Source organism: Streptomyces amakusaensis, assembly GCF_039532665.1.
GTDB lineage: Bacteria > Actinomycetota > Actinomycetes > Streptomycetales > Streptomycetaceae > Streptomyces > Streptomyces amakusaensis.
This window is the reverse complement of record NZ_BAAASB010000009.1, coordinates 261154-282058: the sequence shown is the minus strand read 5'-3', so window position 1 is coordinate 282058 and position 20905 is coordinate 261154. Positions and strand designations below refer to the sequence as shown.

Below are 20905 nucleotides of genomic sequence, written 5' to 3'. Positions count from 1 at the left end.
GAGGGCGGCCCGCGCGCCCATCCGGCTACTCCATGTGGCGAGCCCTCATGAACGCCCATAGCTTCGCCTCATGGAACTACGACAAAAGCACCAGAAGCGACAGAGAAGGAAGCTCGGACGGCTGCTGGCCGTCGCCGCCGCCGTGGCCTCGGGGGTCGGCCTCGCGCCGGCGGCCGAGAGCCCGGAGCGGCACACCGTACGCCCCGGGGAGTCCGTCCAGGCGGCGGTCGACGCCGCGAAACCCGGGGACACCGTCGTCCTCGCCCCCGGCACGTACCGCGAGAGCGTGCTGATCACCACGGCGCGGCTGACGCTGCGCGGCTCGGGCCCCGCGACCGTGCTGGTCCCGGCGGCCCAGCCGGCGGCGGCGGACGCCAACAGCTGTGCGCGGGCGGGCCACGGCGTGTGCGTGACCGGCGCCGAGGGCGCGGACGTCGAGCGGGTCTCGGTCCGCTCGCTCACCCTGCGGGGCTTCAAGGGCCACGGCCTGTGGGCCTCCCGTACCGACCGGCTCTCGGTACGGCAGGTGGTCTCCGAGAAGAACGGCGTCTGGGGGCTGGCGCAGCAGCGCTCGGTCCGGGGCTCGTTCCGGGAGAACACCGTCCGGGAGAACGGCGACGCGGGCATCTTCCTCGCCAACGCCGTCGACGCCGAGGGCGGGGCCACCGACCAGGGCGGCGCGGTGATCGCGGGCAACAGGGCGAGCGGCAACCGGATCGGGGTGACCGTGCGGCGGGTCAGGAATCTGACCGTGCGGGACAACGAACTCACCGCGAACTGCGCCGGGATGTTCGTCGTCGGCGACGAGTCCAAGCCCGCCGCCGGGGCGATGACCGTCCGCTCCAACGACATCTCCGGGAACAACCGGCTCTGTCCGGCCACCGCCAGGCTGCCCGTGATCCAGGGCTCGGGCATCGTCCTCACCGGCTCCGAGGCCACCGTCGTCCGCTCCAACACGATCCGCGACAACGTGGGCTCCGCGCCCATGTCCGGGGGCATCGTGCTGTTCGAGTCGCTGGTGGGCGCTTCCAACACCGACAACGTCATCGTGAACAACGAGGTCGAGGGCAACGGCAGGGCCGATCTGGTCCACCGGGGCGACGGCGGGGGCAACCGGTTCACCGGCAACACCTGCGCCTCGTCCGAGCCCGCCGGACTGTGCTGAGCCGCCGCGCCGAGCCCGGGGCCTCCTCGTTCGAACGCCCGCGCGGGCGCTTTCCACCCCGTCACAAGGATGCGAGACCTCATGACCACTCTCAGTACCCGACCGGTCCAGACCGCCCCCGTCGACGCCGCCCCTCCCCCGGGCATGCGGCTGCGCGAACTCGTCTTCGGGGCGGCGTGCGCCGCCGCCGTGCGGGCCGCGGCCCGGCTCGGGGTGGCCGACGCGCTCGGCGACGTCCCCGCGAGCGCGGAGAAGCTCGCCGGGGCCGTCGGCGCGGAACCCCGGCCGCTGCGCCGGCTGCTGCGCGCCCTGTCCTGCTACGGCGTCTTCGAGGAGCGCCCGGACGGCACCTTCGGGCACACCGAGATGTCCAGGATGCTCCGCGAGGACGATCCGCAGAGCCTGCGCTACATCGCGCTGTGGTGCACCGAGCCCTGGACCTGGGCGGCCTGGCCCCGGCTGGACGACGCGGTGCGCCCGGCGGGCGGCCCGGTCTTCCAGGAGCTGTACGGCAAGGGCTTCTTCGAGTATCTGCACCAGGACGCGCACGAGTCGGCCCAGGTGTTCAACCGGGCCATGACCACCTCCAGCAAGCAGTCCGCGCTGGAGGTGGCCGAGCTGCTCGACCTCACCGGGGTCCGCTCGGTCGCCGACATCGGCGGCGGGCAGGGGCATGTGCTCGCCTCGCTGCTGGAGAAGCACCCCGAGGTCCGAGGGACCCTGCTCGATCTGCCCGACGTGGTGGCCAAGGCGGACCCCCGGCTGCTGGCGGGCGGCGCGCTGGCCGGGCGGGTGACGATCGTCCCGGGCGACTGCCGGCGGGCGATCCCGGTCGACGCCGATCTCTACATCATCAAGAACATCCTGGAGTGGGACGACGCCAGCACCCGCGCCACCCTGGGCCATGTGGTCGCCGCCGCCCGCCCCGGCGCGCGGGTGGTGGTGATCGAGAACCTGGTGGACGACACCCCCTCCATGAAGTTCACCACCGCGATGGACCTTCTGCTGCTGCTGAACGTGGGCGGCGCGAAGCACACCAGGGAGAGCATGGTGGAGCGGATGACCCTGGCGGGGCTGCCGCCGGGCGACATCCGTCCGGTGAACGCCTATCTCCACGCCTTCGAGGCGGTCGTCGCCGGCACGGCCCCCGGGGCCGGCTGACCCCTCCGTACCGCCGAAGCGCCCCGGGTCCCCCTCCGCGGAGAGGGACCCGGGGCGCTTCTCAGGAGTCGCTACGGCGTCCAGGTGTAGAAGCGCTGGGCCATCGCGTCCTTGGGGCCGCGCCAGGTGAGCGGGTCGTAGGGGCTGATGAAGGCCTCCAGCCGGTCGCTCAGATCGCGGAACTCGGGGTGTTCGACCACCTTGGCGACCGCGGGCCCCGGCGGCCGGTCGGACTCGATCAGATGCAGATACACATCGCCGAACTGGAAGAGGCTGCGCCGCCGTACGCCGACGAGGTGCGGCAGTTCGCCCTCGTCGGACGCGGCGAACAGCCGGGCGATGCCGTCGGCGGAGTCGGGGGCCATCCGGGCCACGATCAGCGCCTGGTGCGGGAAGGGGGACTCGGTCATCGCGCTCGTCCTCCGCTCAGCCCGTGGCGGGCGCGGCGGCGCGGCGTTCACGGTCGCGCTGCTCGATCTTGTCGCGGATGAGCGCCATCTGGATCTTCGAGTTGCGGTTGATGTTGTCGGTCATCCAGTCGTCGTCCACCGGCGCGTCCGGCTTCATCGCGAAGTCCTGCCGCCAGTGCATCCGGGTGCCGCCGGGCACCTCGGAGAACTCCCAGTGGATGTCCATGTGCTGGAAGGGGCCGGTCTCCACGCGCCGTGCCCGCACCGTGCGGCTCCGCTCGTCGGGGGTGCGCTCGGAGACCCAGCTCCACACCTTCCCGTTGTCGTCGGGGTGCATGGTCAGCCGGAAGGTGGTGGTGTCGCCCCGGCGCTCCAGCACCTCGACCGAGGCGTACTCGCTGAAGAGCTGGGGCCAGTTCTCCAGGTCGTTGGTGATGTCCCAGACGAGGTCCAGGGGGGCTCTGACGGTGATCTCGTTCTCGGTGTGTCCGGGCACTTCAGGCTCCGCTCTTGGTCAGGGACGTGTTCACCAGGTCGAGGAACTCTCTCGGGGTGCGGCTCTTCTCCGCGTCCTGCGGCATCGGGCTGCCGTGGCGGTTCTCCAGCGCGGCGACGATGCCGAGCAGGCCCAGGGAGTCCAGGCCGTACTCCTCGAAGGAGGTGTCGGGATGGTCGGCCAGCTGGGCCGGCTCGACCGGGATGCCGGCGTTCTGCCGCATCAGGCCGGCCAGTTCCTCCGGGGTCACTGCGTCTGTCATGCGTTCTCTCCTTGTCGGGTGGGGTTGCGGGGCGGCGGCGCGGGGGCCTCGCTGCGCAGCACGAGCGCCGAGTTCGACCCCATGAGGCCCCGGCTGAGCACCAGCGCCGTGCGCAGCGGCGCGCGGCGGGCCTTGCCGGTGACGAGGTCGATGTCGTGGCAGACGTCGAAGACGTTCGGCGTGGGGGGTACGACGCCGTGCTCCATGGCCATGACGGCCGCGGCCACGTCGAGCACCGGCCCGCCGCAGTAGGCCCGTCCGATGCCGGTCTTGGGCGCGGTGACGGGCACCCGCCGTCCGTGCGCGCCGAGCGCGTCGGTGATCGCCAGGGCCTCGGCGCGGTCGGCCTCGGGGACGCCGAGCGCGTCGGCGAAGACCACGTCGATCTCCTCCGGGGCGCACCGGGCGTCCTGGAGCGCGCCCTGGATGGCCCTGGCCAGTCCTTCTCTGGACTCCTCCCAGCGGGAGGGTCCGGTGAAGGTGGCCGCGTGCCCGGCGATCCGGGCGCGGGGCCGGGCCCCCCGGCGCAGTGCGGCCGACTCCTCCTCGACCACGAGCATCGCGCCGCCCTCGGCGGGGACGAAGCCGCGGGCCTCGGTGGTGAAGGGCCGGTAGGCGCGGGTGGGGTCCTCGGCGGTGCTGAGGTCCTCGTAACCGAGCTGGCAGACGACCGAGTAGGGCGCGAGCGGGGCCTCGGCGGAGCCGACGACGACCGCGTCGGTGCCGCGCCAGATCGCCCCGGCCGCATGGGCGAAGGCGTCGAGGCCGCCGGCCTCGTCGCTGCACACCACTCCGCAGGGGCCCTTGAAGCCGCCCCGGATGGAGACCTGGCCGGTGCTGGCGGCGTAGAACCAGGCGATGGACTGGTAGGGGCCGACGAAGCGGGGGCTCTTGCCCCAGAGCGCCTGGAGTTCGCGCTGGCCGAACTCGCCGCCGCCGGAGCCCGCGGCGGTGACGACGCCGATGCCGAAGGGCGAGTCCTCGTAGTCGGCGCGGCCGAGGCGGGCGTCGGCGAGGGCGAGGTCGGCGGCGGCCATGGCGAAGTGGGTGAAGCGGTCGGTCTGGACGAGGAAGCGGCCCTCGACCATGGTGTCCGGCTCCAGGTCGCGCACTTCGCCGCCGACGCGCAGCGGCAGCGCCTCGCAGCCCTCGCGGGTGATCCGGTCGAGGACGCTGATGCCCTCCTGGGTGGACTTCCAGAAGACGTCGGCCCCGATGCCGTTGGGGGCGATGACGCCGATGCCGGTGACGACGGTGCGCCGGGGGCCGCCGTCCCGGGTGCGGCCAGGGCTCGGGTCCCGGCTGCGGCCTGCTCGGATGGTGCTCATCGTGGCCTCCCACTGGGCCGGGTGATGACGACCGCGGACTGGAATCCGCCGAATCCGCTGCCGACGGAGAGCACATTGCGCAGCTTCCTGGGGCGGGCGGTGCGCGGTACGTAGTCCAGGTCGCACTCGGGGTCGGGGGTCTCGTAGTTGGCCGTCGGCGGTACGGTCTGCCGGTCCATGGCGAGCACACAGGCGACGAGTTCTATCGCTCCGATGGCGCCCAGGGAGTGGCCCACCATGGATTTGATGGAGCTCATGGGCGTGTCGTAGGCGTGTGCCCCCAGCGAGCGCTTGACGGCGGCCGTCTCGTGGCGGTCGTTCTGCTTGGTGCCGGAGCCGTGCGCGTTGACGTAGTCGATCGCGGTGGGGTCGAGGCGGGCGTGGCGCAGGGCGGTGTCGATGGCGCGGGCCATCTCCAGGCCCTCGGTGGTCAGTCCGGTCATGTGGTAGGCGTTGCCGAAGGTGGCGTAGCCGCCGATCTCGCAGTAGACCGTCGCGCCGCGGGCCTTCGCGTGTTCCAGCTCCTCCAGGACGAGGACCGCGCCGCCCTCGCCCATGACGAATCCGTCGCGGTTGGCGTCGAAGGGGCGGGAGGCGTGCTCGGGGTCGTCGTTGTTGGGCGAGGTGGCCTTGATGGCGTCGAAGCAGGCCACGGTGATCGGGGATATGGGCGAGTCGGAGGCTCCGGTGACGCAGATGTCGGCGCGGCCCTCCTCGATGGCGTGGAAGGCGTAGCCGACGGCGTCCAGGCCGGAGGTGCAGCCGGTGGAGACGGTCTGCACGGGGCCGCGTGCGCCGATCCGCTCGGCGACGGCGGAGGCGAGGGTGCTCGGGGAGAAGGCGCGGTGGAGGTGTGCGCCGGCGGGGCGGTGGTCCACGTCCCAGCGCGCGCCGGCGGAGGAGACGGCGACGTAGTCGTGCTCCAGCCGGGTGGTGCCGCCGACGGCGGTGCCCAGCGACACCCCCACCCGCCAGGGGTCTTCCTGTCCGGGGTCGAGCCCGGCGTCGCGTATCGCCTCCCCGGCGGCCACCAGCGCGAACTGGATGTACCGGTCCGAGCGGGCGATGTCCCGGGAGTCGAGACCGTGCTCGCCGGGGTCGAAGTCGACCTCGGCGGCGATCCGGGAGCGGAATCCCTCGGGGTTGAAGAGGGTGATGCCCCTGGTGGCCGTGCGGCCGTCCGCGAGCAGGTCCCAGAACGCCGGGGCGCCGACGCCGCCGGGGGCGACGACGCCGACCCCGGTGACCGCCACCCGGCGGTTCACGACACGGCCCCCGACCGTTCGGAGCCGCCGCCCGGCACGGCGGTGGCCTCGGTGCCCTCGGTGTCGACATGGCCGAGTTCGGGGCGGGGCGCGAGCGGGCCGAGGTGGAAGACCATCCGGGCCTCGGTGTCGCCGACGTTGCGGAAGCGGTGGCGTACGTTCAGCGGGATCATCAGGCCCTGGTCGGGGCGCATGGGGTGGGTGACATCGTCGAGGTCCACCTCCAGGAGTCCGCTGACCACATAGACGAACTCCTCGGAGTAGGGGTGGTAGTGCTCGCCGATGCGCTCACCGGGCGCGATGATGGCCAGGCCCATGAACCCGCTGGTGGCGCCCACCGCGGTGGGGGTGAGCAGGGCGCGCAGGTCCCCACCGCGCCGGGTGTTGGGCTTGGTCTCGCTGAGGTCCACGATGCGTGGGCGGTGCGTGGTCATGCTGCTTCCTCCAGTTGGCCTCGGGGGGCCTGGCGGGCGGGGCGGGCGCGGGTCGGGGATCCGGGACTCCGGACCCGGGACCCGGTCAGGACTCGGGTGCGGCGAGCCGGTCGGTGATCAGTTGCATGTCCGACTCCGTGACAAAGCGCGAGATGTCCCTCTCGGTGCCGCGGACCAGGGACGCGCCGTCGACGAGGAGCCGGCCGAGGACCGCGGCCTTGCGGTGGCCCCGTACGCCCAGCGCGAGCGCCGGGTGGTCGTCGATCGGGCCGTTGACGTCGATCAGCCGGACGACGATGTCGTCGCGCTGGAAGACGGTGCTGCCGACGATGGGATTGGCCGGGTCCTCGGCTGCGGCCTCGTCCTGCCGGGCGAGCAGCCGGGCGACGGCGAGGCCGCACTCCTCCTTGGCCCGGTAGAGCAGGGCGTGCCGGTTGGCCTCGTCCGGCCAGGGTCCCTCGGCGGCCACATGGTGGACGGCGGGGAGGGCCGCGCGGGTGAAGAAGAGCCGGGCGGAGTTGGCGTCGTCCAGGTCCCGGTCCTGCTCCAGATAGGGGTTGATGGCCTCTTCGACGGCGCGCACCTCGGGCTGCCGGGCGACATGGCGCAGGGCCGCCATCAGGTCGCCCTGGACCTCGATCGCCCGCACCACCCGGTTGCCCTGCATGAAGAGCGAGGTGCGGCGCAGCCGGGTCTGGTCGTCGACCCGGGCGGACGGCGAGGTGTAGCCGGCGAGGATCTTGGCGACGGCCTTCTCGCTGCCGGGCCTGACGGTGAAGGTCAGGGCGTGGCGCACCACTCCGTCGCCGACCCGGGGGGACGGCTGGAGGCCGCCCTTGTGCTGCTGCTCGGGGGTGGCGCTGAAGGCCTGCCCGGTCTCGCGGAGCACGCTGAAGCGCAGTGAGCGGGTGTCCCGTACGCAGCTGTGCAGCGGCAGGACGGTCTCCACGTGCTCCTCGCTGTTGACCCAGGCGAGGAACGGCGGGGCGCTCTCCCACTCGCTGGTGATCAGCCACTGGGAGGGGTTCTCGATGGACTGGCAGAGCTGGTCGCTGATGTGTCCGGGGACGGAGGCGACATGGTTGCGCATGTGCTCATAGGCCTCCAGGAACTGCTTCTGGGCGCCGTCGTAGAGGTCCAGCAGCAGTACGACCCGCAGTCTGGAGCCGTCGAAGGCGGACTGCGATATGCGTTCCGACAAGGTGGTCATCCCTGTTCACACTCCTTCGCGACCGCGCCGCCGCCACGGACGTGGCCCGTCGTCAGTCATCACCTGGAATCGGCCGCGGGCGGTGGTCGGCCGCCGCGCGGTGCGCCGGAGCGCCCCTGCCGGGGCGCTCCCGTGAACCGATCGTGGTCCGGTACCACGTGTGGCGCGAGAGATGGGCACCATGCGAGTGAATGGGCGGGGGAAGGGCGGTCGTGACGGGCACACAGATTTCATGCAAGGGACCATCAAGAACGCCAAGAACGCCCGGCGCGCCGAGACCGCCGGGACCCGCCAGAGCACTCGGAGCGACCGCAGCGGCGAGAGCGCGGACGTCCGCGTACCGATCCTGATCGTGGGCGGGTCCCTGGTGGGGCTGTCCACCTCGATGTTCCTGAGCCGTCACGGCATCGGGCATCTGCTGGTCGAGAAGCACTCGGGCACCTCGGCCCATCCGCGCGGGCGGGGGATCAACGTCCGTTCGATGGAGCTGTTCCGGGGGGCGGGGGTGGAGCGGGAGATCCGTGACGCCGCCGCCGTCCTCGCCGGCAACCATGGGATCCTCCAGGCCGGCTCGCTGACGGGCGACGACCAGGAGTGGCTGTTCAAGGAGATCGACCCGGGGGGCGGGCTGGCCCGGATCAGCCCGTCGACCTGGTGTCTGTGCAGCCAGAACGACATCGAGCCGGTGCTCGCGGCCCGCTCCCGGGAGCAGGGGGCGAAGCTGCGGTTCGGGGCCGAGCTGCTCTCCTTCGAGCAGGACGCGACGGGGGTGACCGCCCTCGTCAAGGACCGCGACTCCGGTGCGCACACCACGGTGCGGGCGGACTATCTGGTCGCGGCCGACGGGCCGCGCAGCCCGGTCCGTGAGCAGCTGCGCATCGGCCAGAGCGGCAGCGGCGAGCTGTTCCACAACGTGAGTCTGACGTTCACCTCGCGGCAGCTGGCCGGGATCGTGGGCGACCGGCGTTTCATCGTCTGCTATCTGACCGGGCCGGGGGCGGACGGGGCGCTGCTGCCGGTGGACAACCGGGAGCGGTGGGTCTTCCATGTGCCCTGGCACCCGGAGCGGGGGGAGACGCTGGAGGACTTCACCGACGAGCGGTGCCGGGACCACATCCGGGCGGCGGTGGGCGCGCCCGGGCTGGATGTGGAGATCACCGGGAAGGCCCCGTGGCACGCGGCCGAGCGGGTGGCGCGGCGGTATTCGGTGGGGCGGGTGTTCCTCGCGGGGGACTCGGCCCACGAGATGTCGCCGACGGGGGCCTTCGGTTCCAACACGGGCGTCCAGGACGCGCACAATCTGGCCTGGAAGCTGGCGGCGGTGCTCAAGGGCTGGGCGGGGGCCGGGCTGCTGGACACCTACGGGGAGGAGCGGCAGCCGGTGGCGAAGGCGACGGGCGAGCGCGCGTCGGCGCGTTCGGCGGAGCACAGCCATCCCGGTTACGCGGCTCCGGTGACCCCGGGCGGCCCCCGGGGCGGGGTGCTGACGGTGGCGATGGGGTACGGCTACGCGCGCGGCGCGGTCGTCGGCGTCGACCCGGCGCGCCCGGTGGTGCCGGAGCGGATGGCGCTGACGGGCGAGCCCGGCACCCGTGCGCCGCATCTGTGGGTGCGCAAGGAGGGCGTACGGCTGTCGACGCTCGATCTGTACGAGCGGTCACTCGTTCTGCTCTGCGGCGAGGGGGCCGTGTGGCGGGACGCGGCGCACAAGGCCGCGGCACGGCTGTCCGTACCGCTGGACGTGTACGCGATCGGTGACGGGCCGCTGGCCGATCTGGTCCCGGAGGAGGGGTGCGACTGGACCGGGACGCACGGCGCGACGGCGGAGGGCGCGCTGCTGGTGCGTCCGGACGGGTTCGTCGCCTGGCGTTCGGCGGGCGGGGCGCTCGACGCGGAGAAGGCGGTCGCCGAGGCGCTGGCGCAGGTGCTGCGGCTGGGGTCCTCGGGCTCTCATCAGGACTGATTCCCCGTCGGACGGATCGTCCGGAGGTCACGCACGGCGGGGGACCGCGGGCGCGTGTCGCGTGTGTGACCTCCGTGTTCCGGGGTGCGCGGATAGCCTGCCGGGTACGGGAGGTGTAGAAAGAGGACATGGCCGAACGTTACGGTCGCCCACGCTCGGTCCTGAGGATGCGGACCGTGGCCGGGCAGGTCTTTCTTCTCCAAGTGGCGATCGTGCTCCTGCTCGTCGGCGCGAGCATCGTCGCGCTCGTCCTCCAGTCGCACGCGGACAGCGAGCGGGAGGCGCTCAACCGTTCGACGGCGGTGGCCCAGACCTTCGCCGACTCCCCCGGCATGGACGCGGCGCTGCGGTCGAGGAATCCGACGGCGATCCTCCAGCCGAGCGCCGAGGACGCCCGCAAGGACGCGGACGTCGACTTCATCGTGGTGATGGACACCAACGGCATCCGTTACACCAGTCCGGTGCCCTCCGAGATCGGCGGGCGCTTCGTCGGCGACATCGGGCCGGCGGTCGCCGGCCATGTGGTCACCGAGCGGGTGCCGAGCAATCTCGGCCCGCTGATCCAGGCGGTGGTGCCGGTCTTCGCCGACGACGGCACGGTGATCGGGGTGGTGTCCTCGGGGGTCACCGTGGAGCGGGTGAGCGGGGCGGTGGAGGACCAGTTCCCGCTGCTGTTCGGGGCGGCGGCGGTGGTGCTGCTGCTGACCACCGGCGGCACCGCGCTGGTGACCCGGCGGCTGCGGCGGCAGACCCATGGGCTCGGTCCGGAGGAGATGACCCGGATGTACGAGCACCATGACGCGGTTCTGCACGCGGTCCGCGAGGGGGTGCTGATCGTCGGCGGGGACGGGCGGCTGCTGCTCGCCAACGACGAGGCGCGGCGGCTGCTGGAGCTGCCCGCGAAGGTGGAGGGCCGTCAGGTCACCGAGCTGGGGCTGGATCCGGCGACCGCCCGGCTGCTGGCCTCGGGTCATGCCGTCACCGACGAGGTGCACCAGGTCGGGGACCGGCTGCTGGCGGTGAATCAGCGGCCGACGAGCCGGGACGGCAGCTCGCTGGGCAGTGTGGCGACCTTCCGGGACACCACCGAGCTCCAGGCGCTGAGCGGCCGGGCGGATGTGGCGCAGGCGCGGCTGAAGCTGCTGTACGACGCGGGCACCGAGATCGGCACGACGCTGGACGTGGTGCGGACCTGCGAGGAGGTGGCGGAGTTCGCGGTCGGCCGGTTCTGCGACTTCGCCACGGTGGATCTGGTGGAGACGGTGCTGCGCGGTGAGGAGCCCAGGGCGACGGGGGCGGGCGCGGACATGCGGCGGGTGGCGGCGGCGGGGATGGGCGAGACCACGGCGCACTTCTCGCTGGGGACGACGATCCGCTATCTGCCGACCACCCGGATGGGCGCGGGCCTGGGGAAGGGCGAGGCGATCCTGGAGCGGGAGCTGGGCGGGTACGCGGGGTGGCAGCAGCAGTCGCCGGCGCGGGCCGAGAAGCTGGTGGCGGCCGGGTTCCACTCGATGATCGCGGTTCCGCTGCGGGCGCGCGGGGCGATCCTGGGGGTGGCGATGTTCTGGCGCTCGCGGACCTCGGAGGCCTTCGAGGAGGAGGATCGTTCCCTCGCCGAGGAGCTAGTGGCGCGGGCGGCGGTGAGTGTGGACAACGCCCGCCGCTACGACCGTGAGCACACCATGGCGGTGACCTTGCAGCGCAGTCTGCTGCCGCGCGGGCTGCCGGAGCAGACGGCGCTCGACATGGCGTACCGCTACCGTCCCGCGCAGGCGGGCCTCGGTGGCTCCGGCGGGGTGGGCGGCGACTGGTTCGACATCATCCCGCTGCCGGGGGCGCGGGTGGCGCTGGTGGTGGGCGATGTGGTGGGCCACGGGCTGCACGCCGCCGCGACGATGGGCCGGCTCCGCACGGCGGTGCACAACTTCTCCACGCTGGATCTGCCCCCGGACGAGCTGCTGTGGCACCTGGACGAGCTGGTGGTCCGCCTCGACCAGGAGGCGGCGGCCAGCGGGGAGGAGGAGGTCCAGGTCACGGGCGCGACCTGTCTGTACGCGATCTACGACCCGGCCTCCGGGCGCTGCACGGTGGCGCGGGCCGGGCACCACCGGCCGCTGGTGGTCCACCCGGACGGCACGGCCTTCTACGCGGACGTCCCCGGGGGGCCGCCGCTGGGGCTCGGCGGGCTGCCGTTCGAGACGCTGGAGCTGGAGCTGCCGGAGCACAGTGCCCTGGTGCTGTACACGAAGGGGCTGGTGGAGGACCGGGACCGGGACATGGACGAGGGTCTGGCCCTGCTGCGGCAGACCGTGGCGGGCGAGGCCGGGCGGAGTCCGGACGAGATCTGCGAGGCGGTGCTCGGCGCGCTGCTGCCCGAGCACCCGATGGACGATGTCGCGCTGCTGGTCGGGCGTACCCGGATGCTGGACTCGGGGGAGGTGGCGGAGTGGGACGTGCCGTCGGACCCCTCGGCGGTGGGCGAGGTGCGGAACGCGGTCACCCATAAGCTCGGGGAATGGGATCTCGGCGAAGAGGCGTTCACGACCGAACTGATTCTGAGCGAGCTGGTCACCAACGCGATCCGGTACGCGATCGGCCCGATCCGGGTGCGGCTGATCCGCGACCGGACGCTGATCTGCGAGGTCTCGGACCACAGCAGCACCTCGCCGCATCTGCGGCAGGCGGCGAGCACGGACGAGGGCGGCCGGGGGCTGTTCCTGGTGGCGCAGTTCGCGGACCGGTGGGGGACGCGGTACACCCCGGACGGCAAGGTGATCTGGACGGAGCAGCCGATCGCCGAGGAGGACGAGGAGGGCGAGGAGGGCGAGGAGGAGGGGACCTCCGGGAGCCGGGAGACTCCGGGCGCGGGATAGCGCTGTGGATCGGCGGGCCGCCCGGGGCGGGCAAGACGACCGTGGCCCGGCTGCTGGCGCGCCGTCACGGGCTGCGCCGCTACAGCGCGGACGCGCACACCTGGGAGCACCGGGACCGGGCCGTCGCGGCGGGGCATCCGGCGGCGGTGCGCTTCGAGGCGCTCTCCCCCGCCGAGCGCTGGTCGCGCCCGCCCGGGGAACTGCTCGCGATGTCGCTGCACCACGAGCGCGGCCCGATGATCGCCGACGATGTCCGGGCGCTGCCGACCGTGCCGCTCACCGTGGTCGAGGGCACCCCCGTCACCCCGCCGGCGGCGGGGGCCCACGCGCTGTGGCTGCTGCCCCCCCCGGGAGGAGCAGCGCCGCCGGCCGGGGCCTGTCTGACGGATCAGGCTGGATCAGTGAGCGGGGTCTGGTGCCGTGCATTGCAAGGCGGAGGAGGGAGCCAATGTGGTGTATTGGCGACCGACGACAACGCGGCAAGGCGCGGTGCCAGGGCCCGCGAGCCCAGCCTGATCCGTCAGACAGGCCCCGGCTGACCGGGGGCTGGGGAGCGGGCAGCTGGAGCTGTACCGGCTGCTGGTGCGGGAGATCGAGGACCAGGTGGAACAGTACGGCGGCGACCGGCTGGAGACGACCGGCGACCGGAGTGTCCTTGGGACGCTGGCGCTGGTGGAGTCGCACTTCGCCGATGTGCTGGCGTCCGCTCCCCGGGAGACCACCGCGGCGGGGCGCGGCCGGCTGGCGCGGTACGCGAACGAGGCGCTGGTACGGCAGTACGAGGGGTTCTTCGCGCGGCCCTGGGCGCGCGGGGACGCGGGGGACTCGGTGGTGGACTTCGACTGCGAGTGCGGATCGGCGCAGTGCGTGCGGCAGGTGCCGCTGCGGCGGGCCGATTTCCCCGGGGGTCCGCTGCTGGCCCCGGGTCACCCGGCTCCGGCGGGCTGATCCGCGCCGGGCTCCGGGCCTGAGAGCGGGGAGCCGCAGCGCAGATTCCACCGGCCGGGGGCGCGGGAGGTGAGCACGGTGGCGGTGAGAGGGGCGATGTCCAGCCGCCAGAAGGTCTGTTCGGGGAGGCCGAGGGCGTGCACCAGCGCCGCGCGGGCCACGGCGGGTTCGACGACCGCGACAAGGCGTCCGGCGGTGGGCGGGAGGGTGTCGAGCCAGCCGCCCACCCGGGCGCGGAATCCGCTCAGCGACTCGCCGCCGTGCGGTGCGGCCGAGGGGTCGGCGAGCCAGCGGGCCACCGCATCCGGCTCCGCCGCGCCGAGTTCGTCCAGGCTCCGGCCCCGCCAGCGGCCCATGTCCCAGTCGGCCGGGGCGGCTTCCCCGGCCGGGCGCAGCCCCAGCGCCCTGGCCGTCTCCCGGCAGCGCGCCGACGGCCCGCAGACCGCCCGGTCCGGGTGCGGCAGTGCCCCGGCCGCCGCCCGCGCGGCGCGCAGCCCCGCCTCGTCCGGCGGTTCGTCCACCGCGAACCGGACCTCGCGCCCGGCCCGTGCGGCGGGCGTCGTCAGCGTCAGTCGTACCGTCATCCCCGGCCCTCCCCGAATCCATTATTTTCGGCCACCTCACACCATGGCGGCGCACGCTCACAGACGGTACGGTCGCGTGGACATGACGAAAGCGTGATGGAAGTCCGGTGAGATTCCGGCACGGTCGCGCCACTGTGCACCCGCGTTCGCGCGGGAAGTCAGACCCACCGCCTTCGTTTACGCACCAAGCATCAGGCACCACGACCGGGACGCGTGTTCCCCAGGAGGTTCTGCCATGGCTCATTCCACTGTGCCCGCCACCGCCGCCACACCGGCCATCACTCCCCTGTCGCTCAAGGAGATCGCTCCCTGGGCCGTCTTCACCGCTCTGCTGGCCCTGATCCTGCTCTACTTCGTCGGCGCGGAGCAGGGCGCGGTCTCCCTGGTCGCCGGTGAGACCGTGCACGAGTGGGTGCACGACGGGCGTCATCTGCTCGGCTTCCCCTGCCACTAGGGAGCGTCTTCGAGAGCCGTCCGGATCCAGTCGCAGGGGAACCTTCATGAACTCCATATCTGTCAGAGCCCTGCTCGTGCGCGGCATGCTCGCGGGTCTGATCGCCGGAGCGGCCGCCTTCCTGGTGGCGTACTTCATCGGCGAGGGCCCGGTGGACGCGGCCATCGCGTTCGAGGAGAGCCACAGCCATGAGCACGGCGGCGAGGAACTGGTCAGCCGTGCCGTCCAGTCCACGGCCGGGCTCGCCACCGGAGTGCTTCTCTTCGGTGTCGCCGTCGGCGGGCTCACCGCCCTCGCGCACTGTGTCGCGCTGGGCCGCGTCGGCCGCTTCGGCCCGCGCGCCACGGCCGCGCTGGTCTCGTTCGGCGGGCTGCTGACGGTGTACGTGGTGCCGTTTCTGAAGTACCCGCCGAACCCGCCGGCCGTCGGGGACCCCGACACCATCGGGCAGCGGACGGCGCTGTACTTCCTGATGGTCGCGCTCAGCGTGCTGCTGGGGGTGGCGGCCGTGATCCTGGGGAAGCGTCTCGCGCCCCGGCTGGGCGACTGGAACGCGACGGTGGCCGCCTCGGCCGCCTTCGTCCTGGCCGTGGGGCTCGCGTTCGCCTTCCTGCCGTCGTTCGACGAGGTGCCCAAGGGCTTCCCGGCGGCCGTGGTCTGGGAGTTCCGGCTCGCGACGCTCGCCCTCCAGACGACGCTGTGGACGGTGTTCGGTCTGGTCTTCGGCCATCTCGCCGAACGGCTCCACACGGCGGGCTCGTCGCCGAGGCGGGTACCGGCGGCGGTCTGACCCCCGGCCCCCCGGATCCCCGGATCCCGGATTCGGGGACACGGCCGCCGCACTCACCCGGGTGGCGGCCGTGTCCGATTCCTTCAAGACCGGCGGCGCGGCCCCGGCCTAGGGTCGGACCATGACTCCACGACTCGACGCGATCGGCGTCGTCACCTCCGACATGGCCGCCTCCCTCGCCTTCTACCGCCGTCTCGGCCTGGATCTCCCGGCGGAGGCGGACTCCGCGCCGCATGTGGAGGCCGCGCTGCCGGGCGGGGTGCGGCTGCTCTGGGACACCGAGGAGGTCATGCGCTCCTTCGACCCGGGGTGGTCGCGGCCCGCCGGGGGCGACCGGGTGGGGCTCGCCTTCCGCTGCGCGAGCCCGGCCGAGGTGGACTCGGTCTACGCGGATCTCGTCGCGGCCGGCCACCGGGGCCATCTGGAGCCCTGGGACGCGGTCTGGGGCCAGCGCTACGCCGTGGTGCTGGACCCCGACGGCTGCGGTGTCTCGCTGTTCGCCGACGCCCCGTAGGCGCTCAGGGTGGTGCCGGCCAGATCGCGCATCTCCCGGGCCAGATGCGCCTGATCGGCGCAGCCCGCGGCGAGCGCGGCCGACGCGTAGGGCGTGCCCGCCCGGATCAGCGCCAGGGCCCGCTGGAGCCGCAGCACCCGGGCGAGGGTCTTGGGCCCGTACCCGAAGGCGTCCAGCGAGCGGCGGTGCAGCGTACGCGCGCCGAGCCCGGCGGCCTCGGCCGCCCCGGCGACCGTGCCGCCGCTCTCCAGCCGGCGTACGACCAGGGCGAGCCGCGGGTCCGGCGGGCGGGGCGCGGCGGCGGCCAGGCCGAGCGCCAGGGCCTCCAGCGCGGCGGCGGGGTCGGCGGCGGCGTCGATCCGCTCGGTCTGCTCGCGGGCCTGCCGCGCGCCCCGGAGGTCGGCGAGGTCGATACGGCGGTCGCGCAGCTCGTGGGCGGCGACGCCGAGCAGCGCGGGGGCGGTCCCGGGGGCGAGGCGGACACCGGCGACCCGGCTGCCGCGCGGGGTGTCGGGGAGGTAGGCGCGGGTGTCGGGTCCGGCGACGAAGAGCCGGCCGGGGGTCCACAGCAGATCCATGCACCCGTCGGGCAGCACGGTGTGCGGGCCCGCGCTCGTCTGCTCCCAGACGACCGCGCCCCCGAGCCGCGAGAGCCGTTCCCGGTACACCCCGCTCAGTCGTGCGGCCGGTCGTGCGGGGCCCGGTGGTGGTCGCGGCCGGTGTGCAGCCGGGACTTGAGGTCGTCGGGCGGCAGGAAGCGGGACCAGCGCTCGGGGAACTCCGAGGGCATCTCCCCGGTGCCGCCGACCCCGTCGCCGTAGTCGTCGTCCCAGTCGTCCTCGTCGTCGTCCGTGTCGTCGAAGATGTGCGCGGCCCGCGCCCGGGCCAGCACCTCGGCCGCCTGGGCCGCGCGGACGCGCTCGTTGGCCTCGCGGGCCGCCGCCGTGGCCACCGAGGGCCAGACATGGTCGATCGCCGCGTTGACCGCGGCCCCGACGAGGACCGCGAAGGCGGAGATGCCGATCCACAGCAGCACGGCGATGGGCGCGGCGAGCGAGCCGTAGATGGTGGGGCCCTCGACGGTGCTGGTGAGGTAGATCCGCAGCAGGAAGCTGCCGAGCACCCACATCCCGAGGGCCACCAGCGCCCCGGGGACGTCCTCGATCCACGGCGAGCGCACGGGCACGGAGACGTGGTAGAGCGTGGTGAGGAAGGCGATGGAGAGCAGGCTGACCAGCGGCCAGTAGAGAACGGTGACGACCTCGGTGCCCCAGGGGATCAGCTCGACCACCCGGTCGGGGCCGACCACCGCGAGCGGCAGCACCACCGCGCCGATCAGCAGGGCCATCAGATAGAGCAGGAACGCGAGCAGCCGGGTGGCGACGATGCCGCGCCGGCCGTCGAGCCCGTACATCACGGTGATGGTGTCGATGAAGACGTTGACCGCGCGCGAGCCGGACCACAGGGCGATCGCGAAGCCGATGGAGATGATGTCCGGGTTGCCGCCGTGGGTGACGTCGGCCAGCAGCGGCCGGGCGATCTGGTTGACGCCCCGGTCGGAGAGGACCGTGCCGACCGCGTTGAGGATGTTCACCTCGATGGAGGCGACCGTGGTGGTGTTCGTCCAGTCGTCCATGTAGCCGAGCAGACCGAGCAGTCCGAGCATCAGCGGCGGCAGCGACAGCAGGGTGAAGAAGGCCGCTTCGGCCGCGAGGCCGAGAATCCGGTATTCGATGCACGAGTTGACCGTGTCCTTGAGCAGCAGCCACGCCATCTTCCGTTTGGAGACGTTGCGGTAAAGGACTCGGGCCCGGTGGAGTCGGCCCGACGGCCGCTCGGGTGTTTCATTTGCTGCCTGCACCTCCTTACCGTATCGGCATGGCAGCCAGCACCCACACAGTGACCAATCAGGCTCCGCCCCTGGTCGGGTATGACGTCTACACCTCCGACCGGGCCCTCACCGAGGCGGTGGAGCGCCATATTCCGCCATCTCTCGCCGAGCCGGTGCACCAGGAACTCGCCCAGTTGGGGCGTACCGCCGGTTCGGCCGAGACACAGGACTGGGGGTTTTCGGCCAATGAGAACCCACCCCGACTGCACACCCACGACCGTTACGGCAACCGGGTCGACGAGGTGACTTTCCATCCGGCCTGGCACCGGCTGCTCGGACACGCCGTGTCGGCGGGGCTGACCGACGCCTGGTCCACCCCCTCCGGGCACGTCCGGCGCGCGGCGGGCCTCATCGTCTGGACCCAGGCGGAGTCCGGGCAGGCCTGTCCGCTGTCCATGACCCACGCGGCCGTGCCCGCGCTGCGCACCGACCCGGCGCTGGCCGCCGAGTGGGAGCCCCGGCTGACCTCGCGGGTGTACGACGGGGAGCTGCGCGCGCCCGCCGACAAGCCGGGGAATCTCCTCGGGATGGGCATGACGGAGAAGCAGGGCGGCAGCGACGTACGGACGAACACCACCGCCGCGACGGCGCTGGACGCGGCCGGGGAGTACGTCCTGACCGGCCACAAGTGGTTCTGCTCCGCGCCGATGTCCGACGGGTTCCTGGTGCTCGCGCAGGCCCCGGGCGGGCTCAGCTGCTTCCTGGTGCCCCGGGTCCTGGCGGACGGGACGCGGAACGTGTTCCTGATCCAGCGGCTCAAGGACAAGCTGGGCAATCGGTCCAACGCCTCGGCCGAGGTCGAGTTCGACGGGACCTGGGCGCGGCTGGTCGGCGAGGAGGGCCGGGGGGTGCGCACCATCATCGAGATGGTGGCGGCGACCCGGCTGGACTGTGTGATCGGCTCGGCGGCGCTGATGCGGCAGTCGGTCGCGCGGGCGATCCACCACACCGGTGGCCGCAGCGCGTTCGGCGGGCCGCTGGTGGACAAGCCGCTGATGCGCAATGTGCTGGCCGATCTGGCGCTGGAGTCGGAGGCGGCGACCGTGCTGGGGCTGCGGCTGGCCGCGGCCTACGACGCGGACACCGACGAGGAGCGGGCGCTGCTGCGGCTCGCGGTGCCGGCGGCCAAGTACTGGGTGACCAAGCGGTGCACGGCGGTGGCGGGCGAGGCCCTGGAGTGTCTGGGCGGCAATGGCTATGTGGAGGAGTCGGGGATGCCCCGGCTGCTGCGCGAGGCCCCCCTCAACTCGATCTGGGAGGGCTCGGGCAATGTGCAGGCCCTGGACGCGCTGCGGGCGCTGCGGCGCGAGCCCGAGGCGCTGAACGCCTTCCTCCGGGAGGTCGGCCGGGCGCGGGGCGCGGACCACCGGCTCGACCGGGCGATCAAGGAGCTGCTGACCGAGCTGGCCGATCTGGACGGGATCGAGGCGCGGGCGCGCCGGGTGGTGGAGCGGATGGCGCTGGTGCTCCAGGGCTCGCTGCTGGTGCGCTGGGCCCCGGCGGAGGTGGCGGACGCGTTCTGCGCCTCGCGGCTCGGCGGGGACTGGGGCTCGGCCTTCGGGACGCTGCCGCACACGCTGGGGCTCCGGGAAGTGGTGGAGCGGGCGCGTCCGCAAGTGTGAGTCCGCCCCTGGGTGTGAGGGGGGCGGTCAGATGTGCGGGAGCGTTCCCACAGCGACACGGCGTGGCGTGGCGTGACGGCTCCCCCGTCATAGATGATCATGCTCGGGGTGGTGCTGCGCCGACACGGCACCACCCCTCGCGCTGTTCACTTTCGGACACCGCGAGCTCATTCGCGAGGGTTGCAGAGGGTTGCAGCCCCCCGCACCGTGCCGGAGCCGTACCGCAGACCCGTTGACCAGTGGACCCGTACCGTATCGCCGCGCAGGAGGACCCCGCGTGCAGCCCAGACCGATCGACCTGGCCACGCTCGCCGCCATGGACACAGCGGAGGCCACCAGGCTGCTGCGGGGAGTGCGGGAGGCGACGCTGAGCGGGCGGCGACCGCCGGCCGGGCCCCGGGCGGAGATCGAGGAGTCCTGGCGGCGGATGCTGGGCCGGGGCGCGGACCCGGACCGGGAGCGCCGGGCCGGGCTGCTGCCGCTGGAGGAGATCGAGCGCCGCAGAAACGACTCGGCGCTGCGCGAGGTGCTGCCGGTGCTGCGCGAGGGGCTGGTGTCGATCGCCGAGGCGGCACGGCACACGATGATCGTCGCGGACAGCGAGGGGCGGCTGCTGTGGCGCGAGGGCAAGGCCTCGGTGCTGCGCAAGGCCGACGCGTACGGGTTTGTACCGGGGGCGGATCTGACGGAGGAGTTCATCGGCACCAACGCGGTGGGCACCCCGCTGCTGACCGGCCGGCCGCTCCAGGTGCACGCCGCCGAGCACTTCGTCTCCGCGTATCACAGCTGGACCTGCGCGGGCGCGCCGATCACCGATCCCCGCGACGGGAGGCTGATCGGGGTGGTCAATGTCAGCGGGCCGCTCTCCGGCATCCATCCGGCGACGCTCGCGCTGGTGACCTCGGTCGCCCGGCTCGCGGAGGCGGAGCTGCGCCAGCGGCACTACCGGACGCTGGAGCGGCTGCGCAGCGTGGCCTCGCCGCTGCTGGGCCGGATGTCGGGGCGGGCGGTGGCGGTGGACGCGGACGGCTGGCCCGCCGCGGTGATCGGGATGCCGCCGCCGGACCGGCTGCCGCTGCCGAGGTCGCCCGCCGAGGGGCCGCTCTGGCTGCCCTCGCTGGGCATGTGCACGGTGGAGCCGCTGCCGGGCGGCTGGCTGGTACGGGTGGACGGCGGCGGCACGGGCCCGGCGGGGCCCGGCGCCCGGCTGGTGCTGGATCTGAGCCGGCCGCACCACTCGTCGGTGACGGTCTCCAGCGGGGCGGGCAGCTGGACGCAGGAGCTGAGCCCCCGCCACGCCGAGCTGCTGCACGCGCTGGCGCGGCACCGGGAGGGGCGGAGCGCGGCCCAGCTGGCGGGCGATCTCTTCGGCGACCGCACCCGCACGGTGACGGTCCGCGCGGAGATGTCCCGGCTGCGGCGGCACCTGGCCCAGGTGCTGGCCAGCCGCCCGTACCGGTTCGCGGAGGGGGTGGAGGTGGAGGTGGTGCCCCGGCTTTGGCGCGAGCGTCCGGGCGTGCTTCCCTGAGCCG

21 protein-coding genes are annotated in these 20905 nt (G+C 73.2%); 11 read left to right on the top strand and 10 right to left on the bottom strand.

What is annotated here, in order from left to right; all coding sequences use genetic code 11:
• Positions 1 to 70: 70 nt before the first annotated feature.
• Both ABD371_RS18525 and ABD371_RS18520 read left to right on the top strand, forming a co-directional pair.
• Positions 71 to 1165, top strand: coding sequence for a right-handed parallel beta-helix repeat-containing protein (locus tag ABD371_RS18525; RefSeq protein WP_344478277.1), 1095 nt, complete (start codon positions 71 to 73; stop codon positions 1163 to 1165).
• A gap of 81 nt (positions 1166 to 1246) precedes the next feature.
• On the top strand, positions 1247 to 2326 hold the full coding sequence (locus ABD371_RS18520; RefSeq protein WP_344478275.1) for a methyltransferase: 1080 nt from the start codon (positions 1247 to 1249) through the stop codon (positions 2324 to 2326).
• A 71-nt stretch (positions 2327 to 2397) separates the two neighbouring features.
• Here the strand turns inward: ABD371_RS18520 and ABD371_RS18515 are convergent, their stop codons facing one another.
• The 7 genes from ABD371_RS18515 to ABD371_RS18485 all read right to left on the bottom strand — a co-directional run bounded on the left by ABD371_RS18515 (position 2398) and on the right by ABD371_RS18485 (position 7731).
• Entirely contained in the window at positions 2398 to 2736 is a 339-nt protein-coding gene (locus ABD371_RS18515; RefSeq protein ID WP_190123619.1) for a TcmI family type II polyketide cyclase, read from the bottom strand.
• 16 nt (positions 2737 to 2752) lie between these two features.
• The gene (locus tag ABD371_RS18510) at positions 2753 to 3232 is read right to left on the bottom strand and encodes an SRPBCC family protein (protein ID WP_344478273.1); all 480 of its coding nucleotides are present in this window, start codon (positions 3230 to 3232) and stop codon (positions 2753 to 2755) included.
• Between the two features lies 1 nt (position 3233).
• Positions 3234 to 3494 (bottom strand): acyl carrier protein, encoded by a 261-nt coding sequence (locus ABD371_RS18505; protein ID WP_190123621.1) that lies wholly within the window; start codon positions 3492 to 3494, stop codon positions 3234 to 3236.
• A complete protein-coding gene (locus ABD371_RS18500) occupies positions 3491 to 4822 on the bottom strand; it encodes a ketosynthase chain-length factor (RefSeq protein ID WP_344478271.1) in 1332 nt (443 codons plus the stop codon). The genes ABD371_RS18505 and ABD371_RS18500 overlap by 4 nt, the downstream gene beginning before the upstream one ends.
• Positions 4819 to 6087 carry a beta-ketoacyl-[acyl-carrier-protein] synthase family protein gene (locus tag ABD371_RS18495; protein WP_344478269.1) on the bottom strand — a complete coding sequence of 423 codons (1269 nt, stop codon included), beginning with the start codon at positions 6085 to 6087 and terminating at the stop codon, positions 4819 to 4821. Before ABD371_RS18495 ends, ABD371_RS18500 begins: the two co-directional genes overlap by 4 nt.
• Positions 6084 to 6521 (bottom strand): cupin domain-containing protein, encoded by a 438-nt coding sequence (locus ABD371_RS18490; protein ID WP_344478268.1) that lies wholly within the window; start codon positions 6519 to 6521, stop codon positions 6084 to 6086. The genes ABD371_RS18495 and ABD371_RS18490 overlap by 4 nt, the downstream gene beginning before the upstream one ends.
• Positions 6522 to 6606: 85 nt before the next feature.
• The gene (locus ABD371_RS18485) at positions 6607 to 7731 is read right to left on the bottom strand and encodes a SchA/CurD-like domain-containing protein (protein ID WP_344478266.1); all 1125 of its coding nucleotides are present in this window, start codon (positions 7729 to 7731) and stop codon (positions 6607 to 6609) included.
• Positions 7732 to 7963: 232 nt separating this feature from the next.
• On the opposite strand from ABD371_RS18485, the gene ABD371_RS18480 reads away from it, so the two are divergent.
• The 4 genes from ABD371_RS18480 (at position 7964) to ABD371_RS18465 (ending at position 13518) form a co-directional block, all read left to right on the top strand.
• A complete protein-coding gene (locus ABD371_RS18480; protein WP_344478264.1) occupies positions 7964 to 9694 on the top strand; it encodes an FAD-dependent oxidoreductase in 1731 nt (576 codons plus the stop codon).
• Positions 9695 to 9822: 128 nt separating this feature from the next.
• Positions 9823 to 12570 (top strand): SpoIIE family protein phosphatase, encoded by a 2748-nt coding sequence (locus ABD371_RS18475; RefSeq protein ID WP_344478263.1) that lies wholly within the window; start codon positions 9823 to 9825, stop codon positions 12568 to 12570.
• Positions 12571 to 12611: 41 nt separating this feature from the next.
• Positions 12612 to 13109 carry a hypothetical protein gene (locus ABD371_RS18470; protein ID WP_344478261.1) on the top strand — a complete coding sequence of 166 codons (498 nt, stop codon included), beginning with the start codon at positions 12612 to 12614 and terminating at the stop codon, positions 13107 to 13109.
• Positions 13110 to 13152: 43 nt separating this feature from the next.
• Positions 13153 to 13518, top strand: a complete 366-nt coding sequence (locus ABD371_RS18465) for a hypothetical protein (RefSeq protein ID WP_344478259.1) — start codon at positions 13153 to 13155, stop codon at positions 13516 to 13518.
• On the opposite strand, the gene ABD371_RS18460 is transcribed toward ABD371_RS18465, so the two are convergent.
• Positions 13497 to 14102 carry a histidine phosphatase family protein gene (locus ABD371_RS18460; RefSeq protein ID WP_344478258.1) on the bottom strand — a complete coding sequence of 202 codons (606 nt, stop codon included), beginning with the start codon at positions 14100 to 14102 and terminating at the stop codon, positions 13497 to 13499. The genes ABD371_RS18465 and ABD371_RS18460 overlap by 22 nt on opposite strands.
• Positions 14103 to 14337: 235 nt before the next feature.
• Here ABD371_RS18460 and ABD371_RS18455 point away from each other — a divergent pair, with 235 nt between their 5' ends.
• From ABD371_RS18455 to ABD371_RS18445, 3 genes are all read left to right on the top strand, one after another.
• Positions 14338 to 14556, top strand: coding sequence for a CbtB domain-containing protein (locus ABD371_RS18455; protein ID WP_190123629.1), 219 nt, complete (start codon positions 14338 to 14340; stop codon positions 14554 to 14556).
• Between the two features lie 46 nt (positions 14557 to 14602).
• Positions 14603 to 15346 (top strand): CbtA family protein, encoded by a 744-nt coding sequence (locus ABD371_RS18450; protein ID WP_344478256.1) that lies wholly within the window; start codon positions 14603 to 14605, stop codon positions 15344 to 15346.
• A 121-nt stretch (positions 15347 to 15467) separates the two neighbouring features.
• Positions 15468 to 15860 carry a VOC family protein gene (locus ABD371_RS18445; RefSeq protein WP_344478254.1) on the top strand — a complete coding sequence of 131 codons (393 nt, stop codon included), beginning with the start codon at positions 15468 to 15470 and terminating at the stop codon, positions 15858 to 15860.
• Here ABD371_RS18445 and ABD371_RS18440 read toward each other — a convergent pair.
• On the bottom strand, positions 15800 to 16528 hold the full coding sequence (locus ABD371_RS18440; protein ID WP_344478252.1) for a DUF6597 domain-containing transcriptional factor: 729 nt from the start codon (positions 16526 to 16528) through the stop codon (positions 15800 to 15802). The genes ABD371_RS18445 and ABD371_RS18440 overlap by 61 nt on opposite strands.
• Before the next feature lie 5 nt (positions 16529 to 16533).
• Positions 16534 to 17721, bottom strand: a complete 1188-nt coding sequence (locus ABD371_RS18435; protein ID WP_344478250.1) for a YihY/virulence factor BrkB family protein — start codon at positions 17719 to 17721, stop codon at positions 16534 to 16536.
• 17 nt (positions 17722 to 17738) lie between these two features.
• On the opposite strand from ABD371_RS18435, the gene ABD371_RS18430 reads away from it, so the two are divergent.
• Together ABD371_RS18430 and ABD371_RS18425 are read left to right on the top strand one after the other, a co-directional pair.
• Positions 17739 to 19373, top strand: a complete 1635-nt coding sequence (locus ABD371_RS18430) for an acyl-CoA dehydrogenase family protein (RefSeq protein WP_344478249.1) — start codon at positions 17739 to 17741, stop codon at positions 19371 to 19373.
• A gap of 277 nt (positions 19374 to 19650) precedes the next feature.
• Positions 19651 to 20901, top strand: coding sequence for a helix-turn-helix domain-containing protein (locus ABD371_RS18425; protein WP_344478247.1), 1251 nt, complete (start codon positions 19651 to 19653; stop codon positions 20899 to 20901).
• Positions 20902 to 20905 lie beyond the last annotated feature (4 nt).

What these genes read in the sequence shown, in the direction of transcription:
- ABD371_RS18525 (WP_344478277.1), top strand. Translation starts at nt 71, where the DNA reads ATGGAACTACGACAAAAGCACCAGAAGCGACAGAGAAGGAAGCTCGGA.
- ABD371_RS18520 (WP_344478275.1), top strand. Translation starts at nt 1,247, where the DNA reads ATGACCACTCTCAGTACCCGACCGGTCCAGACCGCCCCCGTCGACGCC.
- ABD371_RS18515 (WP_190123619.1), bottom strand. Translation starts at nt 2,736, where the DNA reads ATGACCGAGTCCCCCTTCCCGCACCAGGCGCTGATCGTGGCCCGGATG.
- ABD371_RS18505 (WP_190123621.1), bottom strand. Translation starts at nt 3,494, where the DNA reads ATGACAGACGCAGTGACCCCGGAGGAACTGGCCGGCCTGATGCGGCAG.
- ABD371_RS18500 (WP_344478271.1), bottom strand. Translation starts at nt 4,822, where the DNA reads ATGAGCACCATCCGAGCAGGCCGCAGCCGGGACCCGAGCCCTGGCCGC.
- ABD371_RS18490 (WP_344478268.1), bottom strand. Translation starts at nt 6,521, where the DNA reads ATGACCACGCACCGCCCACGCATCGTGGACCTCAGCGAGACCAAGCCC.
- ABD371_RS18485 (WP_344478266.1), bottom strand. Translation starts at nt 7,731, where the DNA reads ATGACCACCTTGTCGGAACGCATATCGCAGTCCGCCTTCGACGGCTCC.
- ABD371_RS18480 (WP_344478264.1), top strand. Translation starts at nt 7,964, where the DNA reads ATGCAAGGGACCATCAAGAACGCCAAGAACGCCCGGCGCGCCGAGACC.
- ABD371_RS18475 (WP_344478263.1), top strand. Translation starts at nt 9,823, where the DNA reads ATGGCCGAACGTTACGGTCGCCCACGCTCGGTCCTGAGGATGCGGACC.
- ABD371_RS18460 (WP_344478258.1), bottom strand. Translation starts at nt 14,102, where the DNA reads ATGACGGTACGACTGACGCTGACGACGCCCGCCGCACGGGCCGGGCGC.
- ABD371_RS18455 (WP_190123629.1), top strand. Translation starts at nt 14,338, where the DNA reads ATGGCTCATTCCACTGTGCCCGCCACCGCCGCCACACCGGCCATCACT.
- ABD371_RS18450 (WP_344478256.1), top strand. Translation starts at nt 14,603, where the DNA reads ATGAACTCCATATCTGTCAGAGCCCTGCTCGTGCGCGGCATGCTCGCG.
- ABD371_RS18445 (WP_344478254.1), top strand. Translation starts at nt 15,468, where the DNA reads ATGACTCCACGACTCGACGCGATCGGCGTCGTCACCTCCGACATGGCC.
- ABD371_RS18430 (WP_344478249.1), top strand. Translation starts at nt 17,739, where the DNA reads ATGGCAGCCAGCACCCACACAGTGACCAATCAGGCTCCGCCCCTGGTC.